Below are 11340 nucleotides of genomic sequence, written 5' to 3'. Positions count from 1 at the left end.
TCGAGCCGCACCGTCGTGCACTTATCCGATTGCGCAGCCGAATGACGGATTGCGCAGAAGTCTCAATGCTTCTGCCGACGCAGGGTGTCCGACGGCAGGCAACCATAGCGTTGCCGATACGCGCTGGAAAAATGCCCGAAGCTGTTGATGCCGTGACGCAACAGGATATCGGTGACGGTTTCGCCGGCCCTGCCCTGCTTGAGCGATTCGTGGATCACCGCCAGCCGACGGTCGCGGATGTACTCGACCGGTGCCTGCTGAAGGAATTGGTTGAAACCGTTCTGCAAGGTGCGAACCGAGACGCCGCACAGTTCGCTCAAGGTCGCCAGGCTGATCGGTTCGTCGAGGTGTTCCTCGATGTAGTCGCGGGCCTTTTTGACGTGGTGCGGCAGCGGCGCACGCGAATCGATCAACAGATCCGCCGAATAGTTGTGCGGCAACTGAGTGAGCAGCAACTGCATCAGGTATTCGGACAGGCCGCTGGCCAGACGCGAACCGTCGACGCCGCTGCCGTAGAGCCGGCAGATGTAGTCGAGGGTGTGATAGAGGCTGACGACGCCGGCGCCGAGATGGTCGACGCTGATATCAAAGATCACCGACTGCCGCAGGCTGCGGCCGAGCAGGCGCTGCAGTTGCGTCTCCAGGGCATCCCGGTCGACGCGCAGGATCAGGTTGCGGCACTCGCCATCGGTGACGATGCGGCTTTGCGCAAACGGCGAGGAAACGCTCAGGTAGCCCGACTGCATCGCCGCGCTGCGCCGCCCGTGGGCCACCTCGCAATGCCCCTGCAAGGTGATGCGAAACAGGTACTGATCGGCGATGTCGCCGATGGTGATCTCCACTGGCGCGCCATAGCGCAAGTCGAGCAGCGCCGAGTCGCCGAAAAACACGCCATTGAGTTGCGTGTACATGGGCTCGTCCCGCAGCACATTGAAGCTGTGCGGGCACAGGTATTGGCTGACCTTGTCCTTGATCTCGCGGTAATCGGCCGAGCTGAGCAGGCTGTGCCGTTCCAACAGGTGTACGTCATTCAACATCAAGGATTCTCCTGATCTGGAGCGTGTCGGCCCCGCTCCCTTTCACAGGAGCGAGGCCGAGGTACCGATCACGGACTATGACCAATCAAGCCCCGGTCGGATACTCCCGGGCATAACTTTCGCGGAAACGACCGCAACCACGCCAGAGCAGCAGAGCAGTCAATGCCGATGCACCGGCGATCACCAGCGACATCGACGAGCCGACTGCCGCGGGCGATCCGAAGTAACGGTCGGTCAACAGCGCCACCAGCGTGGTCCCCAGCCCCAGGCCCAGCAGGTTACTGATCAGCAGGAACATGGCGGAAACCTGCGCACGCACCTGGTTCGGCGCGAGGATCTGCATCGCCGCCGTGGACGCCGGCATCGGGAACGAAGCGAAGAACATCGCCGGCACCAACAGCGTCACCGACAACCACAGTTGATCGACTTGGGGGAACAATACAGCCGGCACCACCATGCCGAGGGCACCGATCACGCCGGTACGCATGGCTGCGTCCTGGTGGCCTTTCTTGGCCAGATAATCGGTGAGCCATCCACCGAACAGCACACCGGTGGTGTTGGCCAGCAACAGCACGGTGCCGAGCATGTACCCAGCTTCCATCGGCGACAGGCCGAACTTGCGGATATACAGCGCCGGGCTCCAGCTCATCATGCAGAACAGGACCATGGCGTAGAACGAAAAGCCCAGGTAATGGCAGGTGAAGGTGGCACGGTGGCGACCGAGAAAACGGAAACCATCGCTCAGCGCGACCTTCTTCGCCCGCCCCTGCGCATCAACCTGCAGACCCTTGCGCGCCGGATCACGTACGGTGAGCCAGATCAACAGGCCGACCAAAATACCGGGCAGGCCGACAATGAAGAATGCCAGTTGCCAGGCCTTCATCGCACCGAGGAAGGCGACCTCGATGGTGCTCATGTCCTTGAGCATCGAGATCACATAGCCACCGACCAGGAACGCCAGACCACCGCCGACGAATGAACCGATCGAGTAAATGCCTACGGCGCGACCGAGTTTCTCCTTGGGGAACATGTCGCTGAACATCGAGTAGGCCGAAGGCGACAGAGCCGCTTCACCAACACCGACGCCAATGCGGGCGAGGAACATGTGCAGGAAGTTCTTGCTCAGACCGCAGGCGGCCGTCGCCAGACTCCAGAACACCACGCCGGCGGCGATGATCTTCGGCCGGGAGAAGCGGTCGGCCAGATAGGCGATGGGCATGCCCATGACGGCGTAGAACAGCGAAAAGGCCAGCCCGTGCAGCAAGCTGAACTGGGTGTCGCTGATCTGCAGGTCGGCTTTGATCGGTTCGATCATCAGCGCCAGGATCTGCCGATCCACAAATGAAAAGATGTACGCGATCATGCACAGGCCGACCACGTACCACTCGTAAATGTAGGTTTTCTTCTTCTGCAGGACCGCGCTATCGACCTGAATATTCATCAGTATTTGCTCCTTTTGGAATCCGCTCATGCGCGTAGCGCGCCGGGTGACGGTGCACGGGACACCGACTGGGAATTTGCACGGCAGATGTAAAGGACGATGGGTTCGAACATGATCAGGCCTCTTATTGTTATGGGGTCAAACCCCGGACGGACCGGGCTTACCAGAACTTCCAGGTGTAGGTCGTGGCGACACGGAATTCGTTGTAGTCGTAGCCGTACTTCTGTTTCACGTCGATGTTGCGCAGATCCAGCCCAAGGCCTTGCAGCGCACCGCTCTGCACCACGTAGCTGAGCCCCAGGAAACGTTCGCTTTCCTCGTTGTCGCTGAGGTTGCCGCCACGGTCCCAGTTGGTGCCCTTGATGTAGCGGGTGTAGAACTTCAGCCCCGGCATGCCCATCCCGGCAAAGTCATAGCTGTAGCGCGCGCCCCAGGACTTTTCTTCCGGGCGGACAAAGCCCAGGGATGACCAGTGCACCAGGTAAGGTTGCGGGATATAGCCGTTCATGGTCGGGAACACGCTGTCACCGAGCATGCGCTGGTAACTGAGGCCAAACATGTGGGCGCTTTTGAGCAAGGTGAACAAGGCACCGTAGGAACGGTTGTCGATCTCACCGTTTAAAGCGTCGCCATCTTCATTGTTATTGAAGTAGCGCAAGTCGGTTTTCAGTTTGTAGCCATTGCCCAAGTCAGCCATGTGCATCAGGCCGAAATAGTGCTGCTGATAAATATCGTGCAGCACGCCATAAAAGTAACTGGCTTGCAGGTTTTTGGAGATGTCGTAAGTGGCACCGCCAAAGTCCAGGCCATCGCTGTCGCGATCATCGGTGGAACCAAACTTGTAGAACTTCTCGTGGTTGGAAGATTCGCGGGTCACGGCAGACCAGAAACGGCCGCCGGTCATCGTCAACCCATCGACTTCCTTGGACTCAACCACGGCCCCTTGATAGATGGTATCCAACTGCCGACTGGGGTCATCGGACGCCACCGGCAATTGTGGGCGAAGGTCGCCGACCTTCAGCTCGGTCTTGCTGTAGCGCGTCTTGAAGGTAGCGCCGGCCCGGCTGTACTCATCGGCTGCTTGCTGGTCGTGGACGCTGTACGGTAGCGAACCGTCGTTGCCCGACGAATCCAGGCGCACGGCGGACTGCGCATCCACATCGAGGCCGAAGGCCAGGGCCGTGTCGGTGTAACCGGAAGTGAACTGCGCATCAAAACCCTGAGACCAACTATGCACTTCAGGCACCGGCGCATTGTTATTGGTGTAGTTGCGATGCAAATAGAAGTTACGCGTATCCACTTTGAAGCGACTGTCATCAATAACATCGGCATGCGCTGCCAAGGGAGAACAGATGACCCCCAACATGCTGGCAATACCGAACCCACGGCAAGATTGCTTTACCTGATACATCTAACATCTCCACATCTGTATGTGCTTGGGCACTGTTTTTATAGGAGCAGAATTAAACTGATGACAAAACACGCCTGCAGCCGAACATCGAGTCCTCTTCTACCGAAAGACGGATGACATGAGGGATATAAAAAGCGATGTGTTCGAACATGGTCAGGCCTATTGTTGTTATTGGGGTAAAACGCTTGGCGGGCTCATTGGAACAGTCCGCTACGGCGACACGCCTCTTGTCTACCCAAGGTAAGTCAGAAGACGTCGCGCCGGTATCAAGATGAACAGCATCCGTTGGGGGGGAAATCTCCCATCCCGCTAAAGGTTTCCCGTACAAAGGGCGTTGGCTAACCTGAATTGCATAAGCCTTGCTGGCGCAAAGTCTTGTTATTGGATGGACCCTAAGCTAGCGATTGCTCGGCCCGGCAACCTCCCCGATTGCGCAGGCGACTCTCCAATTGCGCAACCTGATGCAGGCAGTCCACAGAAAAAAACACATGAATACAGACACCGGTTAGTGCATCTGCATGGTTGGAATGGGTGTATTTGAACCTTGTTTTTTACCGGCGCGTTTATATGAAAAACAGCCCAGTAAATAGTCGGATTTTTTTGCAGTAACAACGCACCCTTACTTACAAGTACAGGAGCGCTGCCATGAGTCACATCGACCTCTACCCTATCGAATACAAACTTCGTGACCAGCGCAGAACATTCGTCATCCGGGCCGGTTGCGATGCCGGGATAGCGCCGATCCCCAAGCCCGGGCGTCCGCCATTGAAAATCTACTCCAGGCCTCTGGCGCAGAGATACGGCGTCACGGATGTCCGGTGGCGTGAGGCGGCCACATTGAATTGGGCAGATAACTCGCAATGACGATCGCTGGCACCTACGCTTCCACCCGGTTGCGCCCTCCTTCCTTGGCGCGGTAGAGACACTCATCGGCCCGCTTCAGCAGGCTTTCCGGCGTCACGGCCTCGTCGCCCCGGCAAGCGACGCCGATGGAGATGGTCAACCGTCCAACGCCCGGGATCTCGGTATCAGCGACATGTTCTCGAATCCGCTCCCCGATGGCCCTGGCGGTTTCCAGCGGGGTATCGGGCAGGACCAGGGTAAATTCCTCTCCCCCGGCGCGGCAGACCACGTCCGCCGTGCGGGAGTTGTGCTTGAGGATGTCGGCGACCGTCTTCAGCGCAACGTCACCCGCGTCATGCCCGAAGGTGTCATTGACCCGTTTGAAGTGATCGATATCCAGCGCCAGCACCGAGTAGCGCTGTCCGGTCTTCGTCAGCAGATCGAGCACGCTGGCCATGACACGACGATTGGCCAGGCCCGTCAGCGGATCGCTTTGCGCTTCGTGGCTGAGTTGACCGAGCTTCTGCTGAAGCAATTGCACGCCCGTCAACATTGCCTGGCGAATGGCCGAGGCGTCGCGGTACCAGGCATTGATGCGTTGCAGTTGCCCGGCGGTTTCTGCGGCGGCCAGTTGATTGGCGGCGGCGGACAGCTGGCGCAAAGGCCGGGCAATCAGCGTCGTGCCTAGCAGAATCAGGCCCACGCCGACAATGCCGGCAGGCACCATCCCCAGGATCATGTTGCGCATGAGGGGGTCCAGGGGGGCGAGGCTACGCTCCGTGGGTTGCTGCACCACGACCGCCCAATTTGCATCCGCCACCGGCGCAAAACCGGACAGCATCGGTATGCCTTGATAGTTCGGGGCGGCCATGGTCCCCACTTCGCCGCTCAAGGCGGCGTCCACCGTCGGGCTCGAGCCCAGGACTTCGCCGATTCTTTTCTGGTCAGGGTGATACAGCAGCCGCCGATTACCGTCCGCCACAAAGGCAAAGGTCCCCCCGTGATGAAAATGTCTGCTGATGACCGTGTGAAACACGCTTTGCTTGAGCAGGTAGACGGAGCCACCCACCACGCCAAGGAACTCCCCGGACCGGTTGAGTACCGGTTGCGAAATGAACACCACCAGATTCCCGGCCAGGGATACGTAAGCCGTGCTGACCACCGGACGGCGCTCCTTGAGTGCCTGGACGATACCTTCCGAAGACACCGTACTGCCGGTGATTTGCAACGTATCCGGATACGCCTGAAGCACCTTGCCGGCGGCATCCACAATGGCGATGGAATTGAAGTCAGTGTCCTGCGCCTGCAAGCGAAGCGCCTCCTCGTGCAGCTTCGAAGGATCGTGCCAGTGCTCGGCGAGCGTTTTGGCGCTGTAGTTCAAGCGGCTGTGCGCCGCCCCGAGGAACTCACCGATACTGGAGGCCACTTTCGCCGCGTAGGCCCCGTTGGCCTCCAGCGTCGAATTGATCAAGGCCTCGCGCTGCACCCGATACGCGACAAAGAGGCTGTTACACAGCGTCGCCAGTACCGACACCAGTACGAATAACAGGATCAGCCCGCGCAGGTCGACGGGAAAGGGTTTACGCAACTTCATTCCGCCACCCTGCACCAAGGAAATGTGATCAAGACAAACACCGATATTTGCAAAGTTTCGGTCCTGAAAGTGTATACGGAGGGAAACATCGAGGCGCCCTGTGACGCAGGTTGCAGGATAGGCAGAGACTGACCTGTTGTCACATCACGCGTTTGCAACACATCGAGTAACAAACGCCGCCCTCACGCCAGGGAAAATTAAGTTTCGGCTAAGGTTGGCTGATTAATCTGCGCTTTTCAGATAGCCGAGCATCTCGCAGATGGGCACCGTCGACACTCTTTCCAAGCCAACTTTCAGTATCGTCCTGGTCAACTATAAAACCCTTGATCTGACCCGGATCTGCCTCGACCTGCTGCATGCCCATGCCCGAAAACAAAACATCCCGGTGTGGGTCGTCGATAACGACTCCGCAGACGACAGCGTCGCCTACCTGCGCTCACTGAACTGGATCAAGCTGATCGAACGCCAGTCACCTGGCAAAGAGCCGGGCCACATTGCCCATGGCAAGGCACTGGACATGGCGTTGGACAGCATCGATACCGACTATGTGTTCCTGATGCACACCGACACATTCGTCTTCGATGCCGACGTGTTTGCAATGATGATGGACCATTGCAACAAGAACCCCAACGTGGCCGCTGTCGGTTGCACGGAGCAATTGGATCGGGGCCTGCCACGGACCGTGTGGCGTTTCACTTCGCGCTTTGTGAAGCATCACGCAAGACGCCTGAAGCAATCCCTGGGCCTGCGCTCAAGAGCGCCAAAACCCTACAGGGAAACCTACCTGAAGAGCTTTTGTACCTTGTGGAATTGCCGGCTCATGAAGCAACGAGGTCTGCACTTCCAGATCGACGACCGCGTGCCGGGGTATGAACTGCAGGATCGAGTGATCGAGCTTGGCCATGAGGTCGTGTTTGTTTCGCCCGGCAAAATCTTCAAGTACCTGGACCACGTTCAGGCCGGCACTGTCTCGGCGGCGGGCGGATATGCCCAGAACCATCGACGAAGCAAAATGTATCAGGACATTCTCAAGCGCTTCCGTGCCGCCAACACCTCGATGTCCTGAGCAAACCTGCACAGCAATAAGCCCACTGACCGTTACCGGTTCAGTGGGCTTTTTCACGTCAGGCCAGCGTTCACTGACTCAGGATGAACGTCGCCAGACTTTTCAGTTCGTCCGGGCTCAGTTGCGCGAAAGGCGGCATGGGCACATCTCCCCATTTACCGCTGCCGCCGTGCTGGATGCTGGACATTACCCGGTCCAGCGCCTGCGGGTCTTTGGCATACTTCGCCGCCACATCGTGATAGGCCGGGCCGACCACCTTGTGATCGATGGCATGGCAGGACAGGCAAGCGTTGTTCTGGAGCAAGGTCTTGGTGTCGACTTTTGCCACCGTCACCGCCACGGGTTGGGCCGCCGGGGGATTCGAGGCAGCCTGGACATCGGCATCGCTCGCCTTGGCACTGCCGTAGGTCACCGCCAGGTAGGCACCGATCACACTCACGTCCTGATCGCTGATCGGCGCGCCGTACACGTGCTGCATCTTGCCCGCTTCAGCGGTCCACTGCGCCAGGCTCAGGCCGGGCGGCTGGAAGTTGATGTAATCCGCCGAGTGGCAGACGGAGCACTTCTGCTGCGCCAATGCGTACCCAGGCAGGGGGCTGGACTTGAACACTGCCGTTTCGGGCGGCAGCGTGATGGACAGCGGCGCGGCGCTAGCCAGGGTCGCCAGGTAAAACGGAGCCGCGCATAGCAAGGTGGTGATGAATTTCATGGGTTTCATGCGGCTGTCCTCAGGCGACGGTCACGTGGCTGGTTTCCACGACGTGGCGACGGTAACCGCTAGGGTTCCAGTCAGCTTTCATCGGTTGGGTTTCGCCCGCACTGTTGCTTGCGCGCACCATCAACTGCGTCGCGCCCTTGCTGGTGAAGGTGATCGGCAGTGTCCACTCACGGAAGGAGAAACGCCCCAGATCCTCGCCCAGTCTGGCTTCGCTCCAGGTTTTCCCGCCGTCGATCGAGACCTCGACCTTGTTGACCCCCACGCCACCGTCGAACGCAATGCCCTTGAGCACCACGCTTTTCTTCAGCGGCAATACATCGCCGTGTTTAACGCTGGTGATGAAACTGCGTATCGCCAACTTGGCAATCGGCAGGGTTTTCGCCGCCGTGGTGCCGGGGGCAATGCAGAAACAATCGTTATCCGGAAGGCGGTAACCCTTGGCCATGAAGAAACCGTCGAAGGTGTGGTCGACGACTTCGATTTCACTCAGGTGTTTGATCCAGTACGTGCCGAAATAGCCAGGCACCACCAGGCGGATCGGGTAACCGTTGAGGAATGGCAGGTCGGTGCCGTTCATTGACCAGGCGATCATCGGCTCGCCGTCCATGGCATGGCCGATGTCCAGCGCCTTGATGAACTCCGGCGTGCTCGCCAGCACCGGCTTATCCAGCCCACGGAAGGTCACTTGCGCGGCTTCGGCCTTGACCCCGGCCTTTTCCAGTACGGCCTTGAGCGGGACCCCCACCCAGCGCGCATTCCCCATGGAACCATTGCCCAACTGAGCGCCGAACACACGCGGCATCGAGAAGCCACGGCTGTTACCCGAACATTGATTGACGGCGACCACTTCCACCGGTTCGGCAATCGCCTTGAGCTCGGCGAGGGACAACGACAGCGGCGTCTCGACCGTGCCCTTGACCGTCAAACGGTAAGTGTCCGGATCGATGCTGGTCGGGAAATTGGCCAGGTGATAACGCACGAAAAAGGCGTCATTCGGGGTGATCGGCCCTTCGTTGAAGACCGGGAACGGCGTCTCCAGGTGCGGCGGACGGGTCGTTACCAGAGTCAACGGGCGCTTTTGCGGGTATTGCACCAACGGTCGTGGGCCCGCCGCAAAGGTCACTTCATCGGCAGACTCGCTGGCCACTGCGCTTTCATCGGCTGCCTTGGCAAGACTGGCCAAGGGCGAAGCCGCCAACGCCAGGGCAACACCATCACGTAGCACCCGCCGACGGCTCGGCTGGCTGTTGTCTATAAATCTGAACTTCATTCTGCGCTCTCTATGATTGTTCTATTGAGATGCAACTGACGGTTCCCCACCTGCACGCAAGGCTCGCTCCTACACAATGGTGCCCGCCCGGCGGAGGGGTATCAGGCTTACGGCTCGACGCCGGAAAACAAGTCAGTATCGCCACGCGCAAACTGTCCGCTTTTCATTGAGCGTCAGTGACTTGGCATTTGATGACAGGGAATGCCTGTCCAGGGTGGATGCCCATTCCATCGCCCACAAAAAAACCCACTGACCGTTACCGGTTCAGTGGGTTCTTTTTGACTGGGTTTCTAGTTACAGAGCCATATCATTCGCGGCGTTGGCTTTCGGCGCTTTTGGCGCTTTAGCATCAAGATCGACAGTCACCGGGGTCGCCGCCGGAGCCATCATCGCCGGAGGCGTCGTCAGTTCCAGCACTTTGGCGGTGTAGGCCCATTCCTGCGCAACCTTTTCCGGGCTGGCGTTCAGCTGGGTGCCGTAGCTCGGCACGATCTGGTGCAGTTTTGCCTGCCACTCAGGGCTCGCGACCTTGTCTTTGAAGACTTTCTGCAGCACGGTCAGCATGATCGGTGCGGCAGTCGAAGCGCCCGGGGAGGCGCCCAGCAGGCCGGCGATGCTGCCGTCTTGCGCAGCGACGATCTCGGTGCCCAGTTTCAGCACGCCACCGGCGGCTTCATCACGCTTGATGATCTGCACGCGCTGGCCCGCTTGCCACAGACGCCAGTCTTCAGCCTTGGCATTCGGGAAGTATTCTTTCAGGGCGTTGAGGCGGTCTTCATCCGACAGCATCAGCTGGCCTGCCAGGTACTCCACCAGCGGGTATTCCTTGATGCCGACCTTGGTCATTGGCCACACGTTGTGTGTGGTCGTGGTGGTCAGCAGGTCCAGGTACGAACCTTCTTTCAGGAACTTGGTGCTGAAGGTCGCGAATGGGCCAAACAGGATCACGCGCTTGCCGTCCAGCACGCGGGTGTCCAGGTGCGGAACCGACATCGGTGGTGCGCCAACGGAAGCTTTGCCGTAGGCCTTGGCCAGGTGTTGCTCGGCGATGGTCGGGTTTTCGGTCACGAGGAACGAGCCGCCAACCGGGAAGCCTGCGTATTCCTTGGCTTCAGGAATGCCGGACTTCTGCAGCAGGTGCAAGGCACCGCCGCCGGCGCCGATGAACACGAACTTGGCGTCGGTTTCGGTTTTGCTGCCGTCTTTGAGGTTTTTGTAGCTGACGCGCCAGCTGCCGTCTTCGTTCCGGGTGATGTCCTGCACTTCGCTGGACAGCTTCAAGTCGAATTTCGGTGTGGTTTGCAGGTGTGCAACGAACTGGCGGGTGATTTCGCCGAAGTTCACGTCAGTACCCAGCGGGCTCCAGGTGGCCGCGATTTTCTGGTTCGGGTCACGCCCTTCCATCATCAGCGGTACCCATTGCTTGATCACAGCCGGGTCTTCGGAGTACTGCATGCCGGCGAACAGCGGGCTCGCTTGCAGCGCGTCGTAGCGCTTTTTGAGGAACTTGATGTTGTCATCGCCCCACACGAAGCTCATGTGCGGTGTCGAGTTGATGAACGAACGCGGGTTCTTCAGCACGCCTTGCTGAACCTGCCAGGCCCAGAACTGACGGGATATCTGGAACGCTTCGTTGATTTCCACGGCCTTCGGGATCGAGACCTTGCCGTTCTCGTCTTCCGGCGTGTAGTTCAGCTCAGCCAGGGCGGAGTGACCGGTACCGGCGTTGTTCCAGCCGTTGGAGCTTTCCTGAGCGACGCCGTCAAGGCGCTCGATCATTTCCATCGACGTACCGGGTTCCAGCTCATTGAGCCACACACCCAGGGTCGCACTCATGATGCCGCCGCCAATCAGCAGCACGTCGACTTTCTTGGCCTCTTGCGCGTGCGCGCAAGCCACCCCCAGCGACAACGCCAGCCCCAGCAGGGTTGTGTTTACTTTCTTAAACATCTGTAGCACC

At 59.1% G+C, this 11340-nt stretch carries 9 protein-coding genes; 2 read left to right on the top strand and 7 right to left on the bottom strand.

Annotated elements, in window-relative coordinates:
- Positions 1-62 precede the first annotated feature (62 nt).
- From CKW19_RS09865 to CKW19_RS09855, 3 genes are all read right to left on the bottom strand, one after another.
- On the bottom strand, positions 63-1037 hold the full coding sequence (locus CKW19_RS09865; protein ID WP_095057736.1) for an AraC family transcriptional regulator: 975 nt from the start codon (positions 1035-1037) through the stop codon (positions 63-65).
- Between the two features lie 85 nt (positions 1038-1122).
- Positions 1123-2478 (bottom strand): MFS transporter, encoded by a 1356-nt coding sequence (locus CKW19_RS09860; RefSeq protein ID WP_095057735.1) that lies wholly within the window; start codon positions 2476-2478, stop codon positions 1123-1125.
- Between the two features lie 160 nt (positions 2479-2638).
- Positions 2639-3889: an OprD family outer membrane porin gene (locus CKW19_RS09855; protein WP_095057734.1), complete on the bottom strand. Its 1251-nt coding sequence runs from the start codon at positions 3887-3889 to the stop codon at positions 2639-2641.
- Positions 3890-4534: 645 nt separating this feature from the next.
- On the opposite strand from CKW19_RS09855, the gene CKW19_RS09850 reads away from it, so the two are divergent.
- Entirely contained in the window at positions 4535-4753 is a 219-nt protein-coding gene (locus CKW19_RS09850) for a DUF6555 family protein (RefSeq protein WP_095057733.1), read from the top strand.
- A gap of 13 nt (positions 4754-4766) precedes the next feature.
- Here the strand turns inward: CKW19_RS09850 and CKW19_RS09845 are convergent, their stop codons facing one another.
- The gene (locus tag CKW19_RS09845) at positions 4767-6326 is read right to left on the bottom strand and encodes a sensor domain-containing diguanylate cyclase (RefSeq protein WP_095057732.1); all 1560 of its coding nucleotides are present in this window, start codon (positions 6324-6326) and stop codon (positions 4767-4769) included.
- Between the two features lie 259 nt (positions 6327-6585).
- Here CKW19_RS09845 and CKW19_RS09840 point away from each other — a divergent pair, with 259 nt between their 5' ends.
- Positions 6586-7392: a glycosyltransferase family 2 protein gene (locus CKW19_RS09840; protein WP_095057731.1), complete on the top strand. Its 807-nt coding sequence runs from the start codon at positions 6586-6588 to the stop codon at positions 7390-7392.
- Between the two features lie 70 nt (positions 7393-7462).
- Here CKW19_RS09840 and CKW19_RS09835 read toward each other — a convergent pair whose 3' ends face one another.
- From CKW19_RS09835 to mqo, 3 genes are all read right to left on the bottom strand, one after another.
- Positions 7463-8110: a c-type cytochrome gene (locus tag CKW19_RS09835; RefSeq protein ID WP_095057730.1), complete on the bottom strand. Its 648-nt coding sequence runs from the start codon at positions 8108-8110 to the stop codon at positions 7463-7465.
- Positions 8111-8120: 10 nt separating this feature from the next.
- Positions 8121-9380, bottom strand: a complete 1260-nt coding sequence (locus CKW19_RS09830; RefSeq protein ID WP_095057729.1) for a molybdopterin-dependent oxidoreductase — start codon at positions 9378-9380, stop codon at positions 8121-8123.
- A 294-nt stretch (positions 9381-9674) separates the two neighbouring features.
- Complete coding sequence (gene mqo, locus CKW19_RS09825) at positions 9675-11330, bottom strand: malate dehydrogenase (quinone) (RefSeq protein ID WP_095057728.1); 1656 nt, start codon at positions 11328-11330, stop codon at positions 9675-9677.
- Between the last annotated feature and the right edge of the window lie 10 nt (positions 11331-11340).

The organism is Pseudomonas sp. Irchel s3f7, assembly GCF_900187615.1.
Lineage (GTDB): Bacteria > Pseudomonadota > Gammaproteobacteria > Pseudomonadales > Pseudomonadaceae > Aquipseudomonas.
The sequence above is the reverse complement of the archived record's forward strand: the minus strand, read 5'-3'. Positions and strand labels throughout refer to the sequence as shown.